20 protein-coding genes are annotated in these 14,727 nt (G+C 67.8%); 11 read left to right on the forward strand and 9 right to left on the reverse strand.

Annotation, left to right across the window (positions count from 1 at the left end; translation table 11 throughout):
• Positions 1 to 2: 2 nt before the first annotated feature.
• From VG899_03395 to VG899_03430, 8 genes are all read right to left on the reverse strand, one after another.
• Positions 3 to 1,595 carry a hypothetical protein gene (locus VG899_03395; GenBank protein ID HWA65398.1) on the reverse strand — a complete coding sequence of 531 codons (1,593 nt, stop codon included), beginning with the start codon at positions 1,593 to 1,595 and terminating at the stop codon, positions 3 to 5.
• Positions 1,596 to 1,692: 97 nt separating this feature from the next.
• Positions 1,693 to 1,989, reverse strand: coding sequence for a cytochrome C oxidase subunit IV family protein (locus VG899_03400; GenBank protein ID HWA65399.1), 297 nt, complete (start codon positions 1,987 to 1,989; stop codon positions 1,693 to 1,695).
• A gap of 3 nt (positions 1,990 to 1,992) precedes the next feature.
• On the reverse strand, positions 1,993 to 2,580 hold the full coding sequence (locus tag VG899_03405; protein HWA65400.1) for a cytochrome c oxidase subunit 3: 588 nt from the start codon (positions 2,578 to 2,580) through the stop codon (positions 1,993 to 1,995).
• On the reverse strand, positions 2,577 to 3,332 hold the full coding sequence (locus tag VG899_03410; protein HWA65401.1) for a hypothetical protein: 756 nt from the start codon (positions 3,330 to 3,332) through the stop codon (positions 2,577 to 2,579). Before VG899_03410 ends, VG899_03405 begins: the two co-directional genes overlap by 4 nt.
• Positions 3,329 to 4,084, reverse strand: coding sequence for a hypothetical protein (locus VG899_03415; GenBank protein HWA65402.1), 756 nt, complete (start codon positions 4,082 to 4,084; stop codon positions 3,329 to 3,331). The genes VG899_03410 and VG899_03415 overlap by 4 nt, the downstream gene beginning before the upstream one ends.
• A gap of 49 nt (positions 4,085 to 4,133) precedes the next feature.
• On the reverse strand, positions 4,134 to 4,745 hold the full coding sequence (locus VG899_03420; protein ID HWA65403.1) for a helix-turn-helix domain-containing protein: 612 nt from the start codon (positions 4,743 to 4,745) through the stop codon (positions 4,134 to 4,136).
• Positions 4,746 to 4,798: 53 nt separating this feature from the next.
• Positions 4,799 to 5,023 (reverse strand): DUF2630 family protein, encoded by a 225-nt coding sequence (locus VG899_03425; GenBank protein ID HWA65404.1) that lies wholly within the window; start codon positions 5,021 to 5,023, stop codon positions 4,799 to 4,801.
• A 130-nt stretch (positions 5,024 to 5,153) separates the two neighbouring features.
• The gene (locus VG899_03430; GenBank protein ID HWA65405.1) at positions 5,154 to 7,043 is read right to left on the reverse strand and encodes a primary-amine oxidase; all 1,890 of its coding nucleotides are present in this window, start codon (positions 7,041 to 7,043) and stop codon (positions 5,154 to 5,156) included.
• Positions 7,044 to 7,224: 181 nt separating this feature from the next.
• Here VG899_03430 and tatA point away from each other — a divergent pair, with 181 nt between their 5' ends.
• The 8 genes from tatA to VG899_03470 all read left to right on the forward strand — a co-directional run bounded on the left by tatA (position 7,225) and on the right by VG899_03470 (position 11,898).
• A complete protein-coding gene (gene tatA, locus VG899_03435; GenBank protein HWA65406.1) occupies positions 7,225 to 7,416 on the forward strand; it encodes a Sec-independent protein translocase subunit TatA in 192 nt (63 codons plus the stop codon).
• 7 nt (positions 7,417 to 7,423) lie between these two features.
• Positions 7,424 to 8,212, forward strand: a complete 789-nt coding sequence (gene tatC, locus VG899_03440) for a twin-arginine translocase subunit TatC (GenBank protein HWA65407.1) — start codon at positions 7,424 to 7,426, stop codon at positions 8,210 to 8,212.
• Positions 8,206 to 8,451 carry a sec-independent translocase gene (locus VG899_03445; GenBank protein ID HWA65408.1) on the forward strand — a complete coding sequence of 82 codons (246 nt, stop codon included), beginning with the start codon at positions 8,206 to 8,208 and terminating at the stop codon, positions 8,449 to 8,451. Before tatC ends, VG899_03445 begins: the two co-directional genes overlap by 7 nt.
• 63 nt (positions 8,452 to 8,514) lie before the next feature.
• Complete coding sequence (locus VG899_03450) at positions 8,515 to 9,219, forward strand: ferritin-like domain-containing protein (protein HWA65409.1); 705 nt, start codon at positions 8,515 to 8,517, stop codon at positions 9,217 to 9,219.
• A 50-nt stretch (positions 9,220 to 9,269) separates the two neighbouring features.
• On the forward strand, positions 9,270 to 10,010 hold the full coding sequence (locus VG899_03455) for a ferritin-like domain-containing protein (GenBank protein ID HWA65410.1): 741 nt from the start codon (positions 9,270 to 9,272) through the stop codon (positions 10,008 to 10,010).
• 11 nt (positions 10,011 to 10,021) lie between these two features.
• Positions 10,022 to 10,414, forward strand: a complete 393-nt coding sequence (locus tag VG899_03460) for a cupredoxin domain-containing protein (GenBank protein HWA65411.1) — start codon at positions 10,022 to 10,024, stop codon at positions 10,412 to 10,414.
• Between the two features lie 46 nt (positions 10,415 to 10,460).
• Positions 10,461 to 10,880, forward strand: coding sequence for a hypothetical protein (locus VG899_03465; protein HWA65412.1), 420 nt, complete (start codon positions 10,461 to 10,463; stop codon positions 10,878 to 10,880).
• Positions 10,881 to 10,890: 10 nt separating this feature from the next.
• Positions 10,891 to 11,898, forward strand: coding sequence for a glycosyl hydrolase family 18 protein (locus VG899_03470; GenBank protein ID HWA65413.1), 1,008 nt, complete (start codon positions 10,891 to 10,893; stop codon positions 11,896 to 11,898).
• On the opposite strand, the gene VG899_03475 is transcribed toward VG899_03470, so the two are convergent.
• Positions 11,895 to 12,473 carry an HhH-GPD-type base excision DNA repair protein gene (locus VG899_03475; protein ID HWA65414.1) on the reverse strand — a complete coding sequence of 193 codons (579 nt, stop codon included), beginning with the start codon at positions 12,471 to 12,473 and terminating at the stop codon, positions 11,895 to 11,897. The two genes, VG899_03470 and VG899_03475, sit on opposite strands and share 4 nt — an antisense overlap.
• A gap of 44 nt (positions 12,474 to 12,517) precedes the next feature.
• Between VG899_03475 and VG899_03480 the strand changes: the two genes are divergently transcribed.
• The 3 genes from VG899_03480 to VG899_03490 form a co-directional block, all read left to right on the forward strand.
• Positions 12,518 to 12,988, forward strand: coding sequence for a lysozyme inhibitor LprI family protein (locus VG899_03480; protein ID HWA65415.1), 471 nt, complete (start codon positions 12,518 to 12,520; stop codon positions 12,986 to 12,988).
• A 96-nt stretch (positions 12,989 to 13,084) separates the two neighbouring features.
• Positions 13,085 to 13,462 (forward strand): YciI family protein, encoded by a 378-nt coding sequence (locus tag VG899_03485; GenBank protein ID HWA65416.1) that lies wholly within the window; start codon positions 13,085 to 13,087, stop codon positions 13,460 to 13,462.
• 77 nt (positions 13,463 to 13,539) lie between these two features.
• The coding region (locus VG899_03490; protein HWA65417.1) for a sigma-70 family RNA polymerase sigma factor at positions 13,540 to 14,727 on the forward strand (1,188 nt) is incomplete at its 3' end.

A 14,727-nucleotide genomic window follows, 5' to 3' on the forward strand; every position in this document is an offset into this window, starting at 1 on the left:
GTCTAGTACGCCGGTCCGAACGCAGTGACCGTCTTCCAGCAGCGACAGTAGGAGTGGTACTCGATCTCGCGTTGGAAGCTGCCGCCGGTGAGCTGGCCCGGTCGGTTCCACACCGAGTCGCCGTCGTACGCCGACCGGAACCGGCCCATGGTCCCGAGGTGCTCGACCATGCTGGTCGGCGACGGGTTCACCCCGTCGTTGTTGATCGCCTGCGCCAGGAAGAAGATCAGGTCGCAGAAGCTGCTGGCTCCGTCGTCGGTGTTCTCGTTCTTGATGCCGGGCAGCTTGTTGGCCAGCAGGATCTTGTTGCAGAGCAGCTCGCGAGGCGAATGGATGCCGGAGTTGAGCTCGCCGGAGCGAGTGCTCGTGATCGCGATCGCGCCGTTGAAGTTCTTCGTCCACTTCGAGGCGCCGTTGCCGGTGGTGGTGGTGCCGTAGTCAGAGGTCAGCCAGGTCGGATACCAGTGCTGCTGGTTGGCGTAGCCCACGTAGTTCTCGTTGTTGAACACGGTCGACGCGAGGAAGACGGTGCTCGCTCCCGCGGCGTGTGCCTTGATGACAGCCGCGAGGATCTGCGTCGGCGACCCGATCAGCTCGCACGACAGGGTGTAGACCACGATCTGGCTGGACTTCACGCCGACGCTGGCGAGATCCTTCGCGATCTCGGCGTTGGCCGACGGCAGGCAGCTGTCCTCGATGATCGCGAGCTTCTTGAACTTCGGTGCCTCGAAGAACCCGTGCGCCGCTGCGCCGAGAATGCCGTCACGCACCTGCTCCTCGGAGGATGCGATCGGGCTGAACAGGTACGGGTACGCCTCGCGCGCCTGCGTCGCTCCGGGGGAGGTGTTCGTCTCCAGCGGCACGTGGTTGCTGATGAAGCACTGCTGCGAGACCGGCGTCACATAGCTGCCGAGGTTGATGACGGCGATGGGCTTGTCCTGCGCCATCTTCAGGCAGGAGGACTGCTGGTTGTTCGAGTCGAGCGGGTTGACCTGGTAGATCTTCACCGCCAGCTTTCGGCCGCAGGCGACGCCACCGTGGTGATTGATGTAGTTCGCGATCGCCTCGATGATCCCGTTCTGGTCCGACGGGATGTTGAACGCGGCGTCCCCGATCGCACCGGCGAGCTGGACGGTCGCCACGTCAACCTTGACCTCGGTCGGGGTGATCCCATCACCGCTCGTCAAGGTCGCTCCGGCGCAGTCGCTCGCCGGCTTGGCGGACCTGCCCGGCTTGGCGGGGTGCCCGCTCGTGGCCCGTTCGGGGGTACGGGAGCCCGGCGTCGTCGCCGACCGACCGCCGCTCACGGCAGTTCCCGGCGGGGTCGTCGGGCCTCCGGGCAGGGCGGGGGTGGTCGGGGTGGTCTGCGCGGGAGAGGTCGGACCGGCGTTGTGGTGGTGCGAACCCGGGCCCGGTGGTACGACGACGCTCGTCGGGCCGCTCACGGGGAAGCCGGTCGAGGACGAGGAGGTGGCGACTGGCACCAACGCGAACGCCAGAAGAGTCAGCACGACGGCAGTGGCCAAGACCGCGGCCCAGCGCTCGGCGCGCGGCCCCTCTCTCAGCCACAGCCGGAACTGCGCGAACGGCGGCACCCCGAGCTCCCGTCCTCGAAAGGTAGAACGCGGTTCTACCTCAGCAAACTAGGTGCTTCCAGTCAATAGACCTTCCGGCACAGCGGCCCGCGACAGCTCACGAGGCGAGATACGTCGCGAGCAGGGTCAGTGCCAGTACGGCAAGCCACACATCAGTGAACATCCTGAGCCACCGCGGTGCGGTGCGAACGTCCATGAACTGCTGAACGATGAGCCGCACCTTGACGGCTCCCAGCGCGAGCCCGATGACGGCGACGGTCGTGTTCGCCTTCGCACGTCCGGTGTCGAAGGAGATAGTGACTGCCCACGACGCGACGGTCAGCACGCCGGCGACCAGCCACGTGGTTGTCAGGCGATGACTCGGGTGGCTGGCTGAGCGTGATGGGGATGTCATCAGTCACCGCATTACGTAGAGCACGACGAAGATCAGCACCCAGAGCAGATCGACCATGTGCCAGTAGATGCCGCAGGCTTCGGTGAGCCACCTGCGCGGATCCGGCTGGCGAAGCTCGCGGAGCGCGACTCCGAGAATGATCAGGCCGATGATGACGTGCAGCAGATGCACCCCGGTGAACATGAAGTAACAGGCCAGGAAGGTGCCCTTGCCGAGAGTGTGGCCGTCGTGGACTTCCACACTCCATTCCGCGATCTTGATGGCGACGAACAGCGCACCGCATCCGGCGCCCGCGCGAATCAGACGCGCGGCACGAGCCGGGTGATCGCCGGTGACTGCCCGCACACCGCCGGCGACGAACCACGAGCTGGTGAGCAGGACGAGCGTGTTCAGCGCACCGGTGGTGACGTTGAGATCGTGCTGCGCCAGGACGAAGGCCGCGTGCTGCTTGACCCGGTAGGCCATGAAGACGACGAAGTAGACGCCGAAGATGACCAGGTCGCCGAGCACGAAGACCCACATGTGAACGTCGCCCGGAATGCGCTCCTCATCCTCCGTCGCTGGTACGGCGAGGCCTGCGATCGCCGTCACGCCTGGATCGTCTCGCCAGCCGGTTGGGTCTCGATCGCCTGCCGCGTGGTGTAGATGAGCGCAACGAGGAAGACGCCGAAGATGAGCGTCCCCTCGTAGAACGCGAGCGCGCCGTTCCAGGCAAAGGGCCCGGTGCGGTAGATGAAGCACGGGATGGCGATGACCTCCGTGACGATCTGCCAGATGCCGACGTACGCCAGCCATCGCGGATAGATCCCGTTCTTGTCGAGCAGGATTGCGATCGAGAGCACAAGGTAGTTAGTCGCGAAGCAGCCGAGTGAGCCGACGAACGTCAAAAAGGTCGTGTCGTAGAGGAGATGGAGCAGCTGCGGGTCGCGGTCAGGCCGGAATGCGCCGACGAGGAAGGAGAACGCTCCGAGCAGGCAGCCCGGGATTCCGCCGACCGCGAGCGTGGCGATGTAGCTGTAGGCGAGCACGGGGTTCACCGACATCCGCTTCATCTGATAGGCGACGAGTCCGCCGCAGATGCCCGCACCGCTGATGAAGATGAGCAGCAGCACGAACCCGATCTGGATTCCGGTGCGATGCGCGGCGAAGAAGTGGACCACGCCGGCTGTTGACTTCGTCGGCGACTGAGGTGGCATCACACGGGTGAGCGGGACGAAGACGATGCCGAAGATCAGGTAGAAGAACGGCATCACCCACCAGCACAGCCACAGGTCGCGATTGACCTTCGGTCGACGGAGCTTCTCTGGCTGTCCGACGACGGCGGCTGACGCGGCGCTCGTCATGCCACACCGTCGATCTCGGCTTGCTCTCTCGCAATGGCACGGCGCAGCACGAAGAACATGACGACCAGGAACGCGCCGTAGGACACGATCCGTAGCCAGAACGCGATGAAGCCGTTCCAGGCCAACGGTCCGCTGCGCATCGCGGCGGCGCCCGCGGCAGGAGCCATCAGGACCGAGATCACTACGCAGAAGGGCGTCACCCATTTCGGGAAGATCGGGGTCGCACCCGCGTCGAGCCACACCGCGATCGCGATGCACATGCACTGCCCGATGATCATCCCCACCGGTGCGGTGAAGACGATCCAGGCGAAGTCGTTCAGCATCTGCGTGATGGCGGGATCACGATCTGGACGAAACGCCGCGATCAGCCAGAACAGGTCTGCGATCGCCAGGAGGGTCGCGCCGCTGACAACAGCCGACAAGTAGCAGTAGGCCAGCACTTGGGTGTCCGTCGCCATGCGTTTGAGCTGGTGCACGATCACGGTGAAGAACGGGACCAGCATGATTGCGCAGACGTTGAAGATGATCATGCTGGCGCGAATGCGATCGGTGTGCGCGACGTAGAACTGCGCCACTCGGGTGGCCGACCAACTCGCCGGCATCGGGGGAAAGAAGCCCGGGAAGAGCAGGAAGGCCAGCAGCAGGAACCCGCCGAACACCGCAGAGATCCAGAGACTGATCGATTGTGCTGCAGTCGATGCCGCAGGAGCGATCGCGCGGGTGGCTCGTAGCTCGCTGGTCGAGGTGTCCACGGTCCCTCCTGGTGCGTAGCCGATCGGCTATGCGCGGCTAGCCTAACGGCTACTCGCCAGGTGGTCGGCCGGGAATCTCGAACGTGCGGCGGGCGACCTTGAGCAGGGCCTTCCGGAGGGTGGCGTCGTCGAGATCGACGACCAGGGGGTGTACGAGCGAGACACCCATCGCGCCGGCGAGCAGCGCGACGGAGACGCGAGCCTCCGGGGTAGTGCTTCCGCCGATGAGCGTTCCGTAGATCTGCGTGAGGACGAACGTCAGTTCCTCGTCGCTGGCGAGCAGCCGGATCATCACCGGGTCGTTCTGTAACGCTCGCACCCATCGGCGACGTGCTACCGCCATGTCGACGACCGCGACGAGGAGCGCGGCTCTCGCCTTGGTTTTCGACGGCTCCCGCTGGGCGGTCTCTAGGGCAGCCTCGAGGTGGCGGAACTCGTGCTGGGCGACGGCTAGGACGATTTCGTCCTTCGTCTTGAACTGGTGGTAGACGGCCGCTTTCGTGACGCCCATGTGATCGGCGATCATCTGCAGCGACGTACCGCTCACGCCGTGCTCAGCGAACAAGGCGAGCGCGGCCTCGAGAACCCGCAGTTGGGCGGGGCTGCGCTCCTTGTCGCGCAACCGCCGGCTCGGAGGCACAGCGGCGGCACGCGTAGCCATGCGCAGGACGTTACGACACCGGTCAGGCTCGTCGCCCCACGGCGTACGAGGTGCTACTGCAGGTAGCCCTCGACCTCGCCGATCGAGCGCGCTTGCGCCTCGTCCGGGTTCTGGCCGGCCTCGCGGCGAGCCTGTCGCTGGCGCAGCAGGTCCCAGCACTGGTCGAGCTGTTCCTCGAGGTGTCGGCGGCGCTCGTGATTCTCACTACCGCCGGCGAGAGAGTGCTCCTCGTCGACGAGCGCCTTGATCTGGCTCAGGATGTCCGCGTCCGTGGTCATCGTCTGCCTTCCGGGGTCAGCACGGTTGAGAATCCCACACGCACTGCGCACCCAAACACCTAGTTGGCGATTGGTATCCCGGACAGGTGTTCGGACTGCTGCCTGCGCCGGCCGAAACGACGCGCTGGTGTCAGTGGTGGCAGTGATCCGGCGGATCTATGTCGAGCGCCGGGTTCTCGTCGAAGAAGCCGTATGGCCGCAGCGTGAAGCCGGTGACCTCGACGGGCATCACCGGGAAGTCCTCGGGGCGTACGACGTGGGTGGAGCCGAAGGTGTGCCACAGGACCACGTCCGTGTCGACCACCGGTCGCTGCTTCTTCACCCACGTCGGCAGGCCGGTGTGTCCCGGATTCAGGTTGGCGTAGTCACTCGCGGCATGAAGCTCCCGTGGGTCGTAGGCCGTGACCCACAGCGCGTGCGTCGCGAATGCGGCACGCCGGGCGACGTGGCTGTCGGGTGCGGCGATCATCGTCGGCGTCGCGGCCGGGATGAGCTCGTAGGCAACCGGCTCGCCGACGCCGTTGTGAACGAGCGGGTTCGTGATCTTCCACCGGCGTCCTGTTGCGCTGTTGGCGTCACGCGGTCCCTCGGTCTCGACCACGGTCTCGGCCAGCTCCCAGGCGTGCCCGCCGGTCGGTGTGACCTCGGTCTCGACCACCCGGTTGGTGTTGCCGTCGATGTCGAGGTCGAGCCGGGCGCAGAACAGGTGCTGGTGGTGGGCACCGGCCAGCCCGGGCATGACGAGCCGGGTGCCGACCGGCGCAGTGCCGTCGTCCTTGGCCCGCTCGGTCTGGATGATCCCGGTGAGCTGCACCTCGAGCTGGATCTTCGCGTCCGTGTAGAAGTACCAGCGGAAGGCGTACTCGTAGTTGCCTGCGGTGATCACGCAGTTGACGACGAAGCGCCGGCTGCGCCGGGACTGCACGTCTCCCGAATGCAGGTCGGTGTGCTTCCACGCCAGACCGTGGTCCTCCTCGTGCAGGCAGATCGCGTTGCGCTGCACATAAGGGTTGCCCCAGTCGTCGGCCATGACGACGTCGCAGTAGGTGATGTCCCCGACGCAGTCGCAGCCGAGCTCCAGCGAGTTCACGAACTTGCCCATCGACAGCTCACCGGCGTCGAAGGTGTTCTTCCAGCGCGTGCTCGGCGACAGGCCGCCGTACGGGACGACCATCTCCGACACCGACAGCCGGTGAGCGATCGATCGGCCACGGTAGGTGACGTTGTGGATCACCAGGCCGGTCACGGGATGCATGGTGAAGCGGAAGCTCCAGCCCTCCCACGACACGTGGTTGGTCTCGAGGGTGAACGACGTCCCGTGCGGCTGCGTGATCTCGATCGGCTTGGCCGATCCCCGCGGCGTACGGGCATGTTCGCCGTCGTACCGGCTCTGCGTCCGCGGCACTTCGCGGGCGTCGACGTCGAGCACGTCGATCACCTCAACGGTGTCGAGGTCGATCGTCGCGACCAGTCCGTCGAGCGGGTGCGCGTACCCGTTGTCGGTGCGGTCCGCGCGCCAGTACGCGACCGCGCGGGCGATCCTTCGGGTCGTGCCGTCGGCGAGCAGCTCCCATGGCTCGTCGAACCGGCCGGCGGGCCACGGGTCGATCTGCACGCTGCTCATGTCCTCGACGCCACGGGCGGCGCAGGCGGCGATGAACCGCGGATCGTTGCGGGCCGCCTCGCCAGCGGCGTAGAGCTCCATCGCGCCGTACGGCGGGTGTGAGTCGAGCACCTCCTCGAAGCTGGTGATCTCGCCGCGCGTGGCGGACACGACGACCACGTAGGCGACCCGGCTGCTCGGCGAGCGCAGCAGGTACTGCACGCGGCGATCCACCGGGGATCCCGGCGAGTGCGCCGCGAGCTCGTCCTTGTCTGGCTCGAACAGCGCGGCGACGTGGACGATCGTGTCGGCGGGGATCCGGGCGTCCGCGCGCCAGACCGCGGTTGCGGCGCGAACTTCGTCGACGGTCAGCGGGTCGAGGGGGTGCGGCGCGGCGGCTGGGGCTTCGAAGGTCATCGGCAGTTTCCTGACGTGCGTGTCATGTTCGGCACGGCACAGGATCCCATCTCCCGCGGCGGCGCGCAGCGACCCCCAGGGCGTGCCGAGGACCGCCCCCCTCAAAGTGATCCGAACGTAATGCGCCGACGAAGACGTCAGCGAGGCCGCGACTGCGCTGGCCCGCAACAGGAGGTACGTGATGGGTGAGTTCGGTCCCTGGCATCTGCTGATCCTCGCGGCTGTCTTCGTGGTGCTGTTCGGGGCCAAACGGCTGCCGGAGGCGGCACGATCGCTTGGCAAGTCGGCGCGCATCATGAAGAGCGAGCTGCACGCGCTGCACGACGAGACGCCCGCACCGGTCGCGGCGGCTCCGTCCGTCGAGGCGCACTGACCTCTCGATGAGACTGCCCCGTCCGGCGCGGGCTGGCGTCCACTCCAGCCCCGACGGGCGGATGTCGCTCGAGCAGCATCTGCGAGAGGCGCGCCATCGGGTCTTCGTCTCGCTGGCCGCCGTCGCAGCCGCGACCGCTCTCGCGTACGTGTTTCACGCCACGCTGTTGCATGCGATCGAACGCCCGTACTGCGGCCTGCCGTCGAGCGACCGGCTGGTCGGTGACCGGTGCACCCTCGTTGCTTTCGGCGTGCTCGATGCGTTCACGGTGACGCTGAAGCTCTCGCTGTACGCCGGAGTCGTCCTCGCATCTCCGGTGTGGCTGTTCCAGGCCTGGCGTTTCATCACCCCCGGGCTCTATGCGCACGAGCGGCGCTACGCCGTCTCCTTCGTGGTCGCGTCGATCACCCTCTTCGCGTTGGGGAGCGCGTTCGCGTGGCTGACGCTGGGCAAGGGGCTGCACTTCCTGCTCGGGTTCGCGCACGGCGGTGTGACCGCGTTGCTGAGCTTCTCCAGCTATCTCTCGTTCGTCGTCGCGATGGTGCTCGTCTTCGCGGTGTCGTTCGAGCTCCCGCTCGTGGTCGTCATGCTCAACCGCATCGGAGCGGTGTCAGCGCAGCGGCTGCGGAAGGCCAGCCGCGGCGTGCTCTTCGGCATCTTTGTGTTCGCGGCAGTCGCAACGCCGAGCCAGGACCCGTTCACGATGTCCGCACTGGCCGTCCCGATGTGCCTGCTCTTCGGTGTCGCGGTCCTCGTCGCCTCGCTGCACGACCGACGAGTCGCGGCCGAATGCTGAGCAACGTCGGGCTGCCGGAAGTGCTGTTGCTCGCCGTGATCGGCTTGCTGGTCTTCGGTCCCGAGCGACTACCGAAGGCGGCCGCGGAGGCGGGCCGCTTGCTCCGGCAGCTCCGGCAGCTCGCACACAACGCGAAGGCTGAGCTGGCGAGCGAGCTCGGCCCTGAGCTCGCCGACCTCGACCTCGAATCACTGCATCCGCGCCGGCTCGTCGAGGAGCACGTCTTCAAAGACGGTTGATCCGATTCCCTCTCGGCGACGAATCCACAGTGTTCCTATCGGGACAGTCGACTAGGAGGCACGGTGTCAGATTCCATCGACGGCGCCGCGATGTCGAGCCTCATGGAAGAGTCGCAAGACCTCCATGCGGACGCGATGCGCGAGAGCCGTCTTCAGCTCGACGACTATGTGGCTGCAGCCAAGGCTTCGTCATCCGGCAACGACGTTGCCGTCCTGCAGACCGCGGCTTCGATCGAGAACCTGGCCGTCGCGACGTACGGCGTCGCACTCGGCCTGCCGTTCATCGGTGGATCGTCGGCGAACGGTGTGGTCAAGGCGTTCGCCCAGATGACGATGAAGCAGCACCAGGACCACGCAGAGGGCTTCAACGCGGCGGTCACCAACCTCGGTGGCAAGCCGCAGAACAGTCCGGACCCGAAGTACCTCGCTTACGTCAACTCCCAGAAGCCGAAGCTGACCAACGCCGGGGCTGTCGTCGGACTGGCCATCGCTCTCGAAGACGTTGCGGCGCAGACCTACACCAAGAACGTGTCGCAGGTCTCCACCGGCGATCTCCGGCAGCTGTTTGCGGGCGTCGCCGGCGTCGAGGCCCAGCACAAGGCGATTCTCCTTGCGGTCCAGGCCCTCCTTGCCGGTGGCGCACCGCAGCTGATCGCGCTTCCGCCGAACCTCGGCAAGCTGCCGAAGGCGGCCGGCAGCGTCGGCTTCCCCGACGCCTTCTACCCGACCAAGTCGGCCTCCCCGGCCAGTGAAGGAGCCGTCAAGTGAACCGGCGTGCGAGGAACCAAATCGCGGTCTCGGATCGCGAGCTCGCGGGAATGACTCGCGACCTCGACGGGCTGCACGAGGAGTCGATGGGCCAGGTCCGCGACAACATGGCCGCGCTCACCGAGCGGCTCGCGTCGGTCGCGCAGGCACCCGCGAGCCGGCGCAACTTCCTGCTCGGCTCGTTCGCGGTGGTGGGTGCGGGCGCCTTGGCGGCATGCGGCGGCTCGAGCAGTGCCGGCAGCTCGGCAGCGAAGGGGTCGACGAGCTCGCCCAGCGGTTCGTCGCCGTACAGCGGCGATCTGAAGGTCGTCGCACTCGCGGCCGCGTTGGAAAACCTTGCCGTCGCGGGCTACGGACTCGTGCTGGCCAACGCCGGCAAGGGCGTGTACGGCAAGGTCCCGCCGGCGATCGCGCAGTTCGCCACAGTGGTCCAGAAGCAGCACAGCGACCACGCCGCGGCATGGAACGGAGTGCTCCGCAGCGCCGGCCTCCCGCAGGTCAGCGGCACACCGTTGACGATCGCTCCGCAGGCGGTGTCGGCGCTCAAGTCGGCGAAGACCCTGCCGGACGTGGCGAAGGTCGCGCTCGGGCTCGAGAACACCGCGGCGCAGACCTACGTCTTCGCGGCGGCGAACGTGACCGACCCGGGCGGCATCGCGACGGCGGCGTCGATCGCGCCGGTCGAGGCGATGCACGCCTCGATCCTGTCGTTCGTGCTCGGACAGTACCCGGTGCCCAACTCCGACATCGGCATCACCGGCGCGGTCCAACCGTCTGCGCTGACGGCGTAGGGGCCGCCACCATGACGATGACCCGGGTCCGGCGCCCTGCTGTGGTTATCACCCTGCTCGCGCTGGCCAGCGCGCTCGCGGGATGTAGCTCAGCGAACTCCGGCGGGGACGCCGCCGGACCCGGGTCATCCTGCGTGACGGTCAGCGGGTCGGCCGCGAAGGTCACGATCGTGGGCTTCACCTTCCGTCCCGCGTGCATCTCGGTGGCGCGCGGCACGACGGTGACGTTCACCAACGAGGACAGCGTCACGCACACCGCGACGGGATCGAGCTCGGGTGGCTTCGACTCAGGCGACCTGAACCACGGCCAGACCTACCGCCACGTGTTCACCACGCCGGGGACTTACGACTACCTCTGCGACATCCACCAGTACATGCACGGCGAGATCGTCGTCCGCCGGTAGCGGGTGCCGTGAACCGGATCGAGCCAGAGGTCGTGAACTCAAGATGATGAGGCGCTACGACGGACCGATCGACATCGTGCTGCGACTGCTGGCCGCGGCCGGCCTGGTGGTCGACGCGGTCGTTCACCTGAACTTTGCAAGCCGTTACGACCCGATAGGCGGAACGCTGTCGCAAGGTGATGTCTTCCGGATCGAGTCGGCGGTTGCCCTGCTCGTCGCGGCCGCGCTGCTCGTGGGACCGTGGCGCCAAGCGAGCTACCTCGTCGCGTTCCTCGTCGCGGCGTCAGCGTTCGGCGGCGTGATGCTCTACCGCTACGTCGACGTCGGGGCGCTCGGCCCGATCCCGAACATGTACGAGCCGGTCTGGTTCGGTCAGAAGACTCTGTCGGCGTACGCCGAGGCGGCTGCCGCGGTCGCGGCGCTGATCGGCTTCCTTCGAGCGATGCTGATCGCCCGCCGACCGTAGCCTCGAGCGGATGAGGCCCGCGCTGCATCGGTGGGGCGTCGCCAGCGCCGCAGCGTCGTTGCTCGCGTTCGCGTCGGTCGCGCCCGCCGCTGTGGCATCCACGGCGGACAGGCCGGCGGTGACTGCCTTTCAGGAGGTTGGCGACCCGAACTCACTGATCACGCGCAGCGCCGCTGCGATCACCACGGTGGGCGTCGACGGGGTTGCGCTGGCCGCTGACGGCACCGGCGTTCACCCCCCGGACGCGAAGGCGCTCGCGTCGATGCGGGTGGCCCACCACGACGGGTTGCGCGCCGAGTTCCTGGTCAGCAACTGGGACGACCGCATCAACGACTTCTCGCCGAGGATCGCGCGGCGGCTGCTCACCAGCAGGGACAACGTCGCTCAGGTCGCGGCCGAGCTGGCGGGGGACGTCCGGCGTCAGGGCTGGGATGGCGTCTCGATCGACCTCGAGTCGTTGTCGGCGGGCGACGCGGCAGGCCTGGTCGGCTTGCTCGACGCACTGCGGTCGGAGCTACCCGGGGCGGCATCGATCAGCGTTTGTATCTCGAACTCCCTCACCGACTCCGAGTACCGCAACCGTGGGTACGACCTTGCCGGCATCGCGCGATCGGGCGCCCGAGTGATCCTCATGGCCTACGACGAGCACGGCACCTGGGAGGACCAGCCGGGGCCGGTCGGAGCGTTGGCCTGGCAGCGCAAGGGCCTCGCCGCCCTGCGTGCGGAGGTGCCGGCGCGACAAATCGACCTCGGTCAAGCCGGCTACGGCTACGCGTGGCGGCCGCATCGCAACGTGCAGCTCAGTGACGCGCAGGCGAGGCGGTTGGTCGCCGCGGACCGCGCCACCGCAACGTTCGACCCGTCGGTCGGCGAGTGGACCGCAGAGCTGTCGGACGGCTCGACGCTGTGGTGGGCCGACGCTCGCTCCTTCCGGCTCCGGGTGGCGCTGGCCCGGGCGCAGCACCTGCACGGTCTCGCGGTGTGGGACCTCGGCGACTCAGACCCGCTGCGGCTCTAGGCCTTCGTGACCTTCGCTGCCGCCTTCGCGGCCTTCTTCCCCTCCCGCACCTTCAGCAGCGTCGCGCCGTCGGTGATGTCTGCCACTGACAGCAGCGTGCCCTTCTTGCCGAAGTCGCCAGCCGCGTCGCGCCAGCCGCGGGGCGTCACGCCGTACTGCTTGCCGAGCAGCGCGACGAAGATCTTCGCTTTGTGGGCGCCGAATCCAGGCAGCGCCTCGACCCGCTTGCGGAGCTCGTCGCCGTTCTTGGCGCCGGTCCAGATGCCCGCCGGGTCGCCGTCGTAGTCGGTGACGATCAGCCGGCACAGCTGCTGGACTCGGCCGGCCATCGAGCCGGGGAACCGGTGAATCGCCGGCGGAGTCGCGAAGATCTTCGCCAGCGCCTCGGGGTCGAAGTCGGCGAGCTCCTTCACGTCGAGGCCGTGGCCGAGTCGCTCGGTGAGGGTCAACGGGCCGGTGAACGCCCATTCCAGTGGCATCTGCTGGTCGAGCACCATCCCGATCAGCAGCGCGAGCGGATCGCGTGAGAGCAGCGCGTCCGCGTCGGGACGCTGCGCGAGGCACAACTCAGGCATGCGCTCACCGTAGAGACCGATCGTGCCGCGCGCATCATGGAGCAATGCGTATCGCCGCCAGCGGCCCCGCCGTCCTGCTCATCGCCGGCCTTGCCGCCGCGGGGTGCGCGTCCAGCTCGAGCGGCGGGAACCCGCCGGTCCCGTCGACCGCACCGCCTGCCGCGGCAGCGCTGCCCACGATCCCCGAGAAGTTCACGCTGCTGCCGTGCCCGTCGCCGGCGAAGACCACCCTCGCGCTGGAGGGCTGCGCCGAGCATCGAATCGTCGCCCTCGACGCACAGGTCAGCTCGACCGCCCGCGAGGTCTATGCCGGCGTGCAGACCGGCGCCGAGCAGCAGCAGGTCGTGCAGTCGCTGACGGCGTGGATCGCCGCCCGATCCGCCGCCTGCACCAAGGCGATGCAGAAGTACGCCGGCGGCACGCTGGCCCCGGTCGCCTACGCGAACTGCGAAGTCACACAGGACAATAAGGAGCTGACCGCGCTCCACGCCATTACCGGATCCACAAGCCCCTGACCTCGCCGAAAAACTTCGCATCTCGATGTCGAAGAGCCGTGCACCCGTTCGACGTACCCGCGAAACAGCAAACTCACAGACGGAGGACTGGTCGACATGCCGCGATTCATGGGATTCGTGCGGATGGAAGAGGGCATCGGGGCACCGCCGCAAGCGCTGTTCGACGCGATGGACGTCTACATCGCCGAGCAGGCCGCGAAGGGCGTGTTCCTCGACGGCGGGGGCCTGTACGGCACCGAGGACGCCGTCAACTTCGTGGTACGCAACGGCGAGACGACGCGCGTCGACGGCCCCTACGCCGAGGCCAAAGAGGTCGTCGGCGGGTGGGCCATCCTGCAGTACGACACGGTCGAGGAGGCCATCGCCGGCCAGCGCGAGTTCGCCGAGCTGCACGCGAAGCACTGGCCGGAGTGCTCGATGGTCGCGACCATGCGTCAGATCTCAGACGCTCCTCCGGAAGCCGCTGACGCCTGAGCGCAAACCGGCGTGAGGGCCGCCGCACACCCTGGTGACTGCGGCGGCCCTCGGGCAGCCGTCCCTAGGCTGGCTTCGTGCCGGCAGAGGCGACCGAGCAGACGATCATCGCCGTATGGCGAGCCGAGTCGGCACGGCTCGTCGGTGCCTTGACCCGGATGACCCGCGACATCGACCTGGCCGAGGATCTCGGCCAGGACGCGCTGCTCGCCGCTCTCGAGCAGTGGCCTCGCGAAGGTGTGCCGGCAAACCCGGCGGCCTGGCTGATGACCACCGCAAAGCGCCGTGCGATCGACGGCTTCCGCCGTGCGGAGAACCTTCGCCGCAAGACCGCGGAGCTCGGTCACTCCCAGCTGCAGGGAGAGCAGGAGCTGATGCGCGATCTCGACAGCCAGGTCGACTACATCGAGGACGACGCGCTGCGGCTCATCTTCTTGTGCTGTCACCCGTCGTTGAGCCCGCAGTCGCGCGCGGCTCTCACGCTGCGGCTGGTGGGCGGCCTGACGACTAGCGAGATCGCCCGCGGCCTGCTCGCCAACGACGCCGCAATCGGTCAGCGCATCTCCCGCGCGAAGAAGACGTTGTCCGATGCGGGCGCGACCTTCGAGCTGCCGACCGGCGCGGACCGCACCCGGCGGCTCGACGACGTCATGGCAGTGATCTACCTGATCTTCAACGAGGGCTACTCGGTCACCGCCGGCGAGGACTGGATGCGTCCGGATCTGACGATCGAGGCGACGCGGTTGGCGCGGATGCTGTCGATGCTGGCGCCCGACGAGCCCGAGGTGTGGGGGCTCCAGGCCTTGCTCGAGATCCAGAACTCGCGGATGGCTGCCCGCCTCGACGAGCGCGGTCAGCCGGTCCTGCTCGAAGCTCAGGACCGCACGCGATGGGACCCGTTGCTCATTCGGCGCGGCCTCGCCGCGCTGCGGCAGGCGGAGACGCTCGCCGCTCGCGGCCGTCCGGTCGGCAAGTACTTCCTGCAGGCCTCGATCGCGTCGCAACACGTGCGCGCGCCGCGGGCGCAGGACACCGACTGGAGTCGCATCGCGGCGCTCTACGACAAGCTGGCGCAGGCGGCCCCTGGTCCGGTGGTCGAGGTGAACCGAGCCGTCGCACACGGGCGCGCCGCAGGACCTGCTGCGGGCCTCGCGATCCTGCGTGACGTGGACGCGACGTCGCTGGCCGGATCGCCGCTCATCCCGAGTGTGCGCGGCGACCTCCTCGAACTGTCCGGTCAGTACGCCGAAGCGGCGAGCGCGTTC

It is taken from the genome of Mycobacteriales bacterium (assembly GCA_035550055.1).
GTDB lineage: Bacteria > Actinomycetota > Actinomycetes > JAFAQI01 > JAFAQI01 > DASZTV01.

Coding starts and splice junctions, on each gene's coding strand:
- VG899_03425 (HWA65404.1), bottom strand. CDS start 5,023: ATGACCACGGACGCGGACATCCTGAGCCAGATCAAGGCGCTCGTCGAC.
- VG899_03430 (HWA65405.1), bottom strand. CDS start 7,043: ATGACCTTCGAAGCCCCAGCCGCCGCGCCGCACCCCCTCGACCCGCTG.
- VG899_03455 (HWA65410.1), top strand. CDS start 9,270: ATGACTCGCGACCTCGACGGGCTGCACGAGGAGTCGATGGGCCAGGTC.
- tatC (HWA65407.1), top strand. CDS start 7,424: ATGAGACTGCCCCGTCCGGCGCGGGCTGGCGTCCACTCCAGCCCCGAC.
- VG899_03465 (HWA65412.1), top strand. CDS start 10,461: ATGAGGCGCTACGACGGACCGATCGACATCGTGCTGCGACTGCTGGCC.
- VG899_03410 (HWA65401.1), bottom strand. CDS start 3,332: ATGACGAGCGCCGCGTCAGCCGCCGTCGTCGGACAGCCAGAGAAGCTC.
- VG899_03400 (HWA65399.1), bottom strand. CDS start 1,989: ATGACATCCCCATCACGCTCAGCCAGCCACCCGAGTCATCGCCTGACA.
- VG899_03480 (HWA65415.1), top strand. CDS start 12,518: ATGCGTATCGCCGCCAGCGGCCCCGCCGTCCTGCTCATCGCCGGCCTT.
- VG899_03445 (HWA65408.1), top strand. CDS start 8,206: ATGCTGAGCAACGTCGGGCTGCCGGAAGTGCTGTTGCTCGCCGTGATC.
- VG899_03460 (HWA65411.1), top strand. CDS start 10,022: ATGACGATGACCCGGGTCCGGCGCCCTGCTGTGGTTATCACCCTGCTC.
- VG899_03485 (HWA65416.1), top strand. CDS start 13,085: ATGCCGCGATTCATGGGATTCGTGCGGATGGAAGAGGGCATCGGGGCA.
- tatA (HWA65406.1), top strand. CDS start 7,225: ATGGGTGAGTTCGGTCCCTGGCATCTGCTGATCCTCGCGGCTGTCTTC.
- VG899_03470 (HWA65413.1), top strand. CDS start 10,891: ATGAGGCCCGCGCTGCATCGGTGGGGCGTCGCCAGCGCCGCAGCGTCG.
- VG899_03475 (HWA65414.1), bottom strand. CDS start 12,473: ATGCCTGAGTTGTGCCTCGCGCAGCGTCCCGACGCGGACGCGCTGCTC.
- VG899_03420 (HWA65403.1), bottom strand. CDS start 4,745: ATGGCTACGCGTGCCGCCGCTGTGCCTCCGAGCCGGCGGTTGCGCGAC.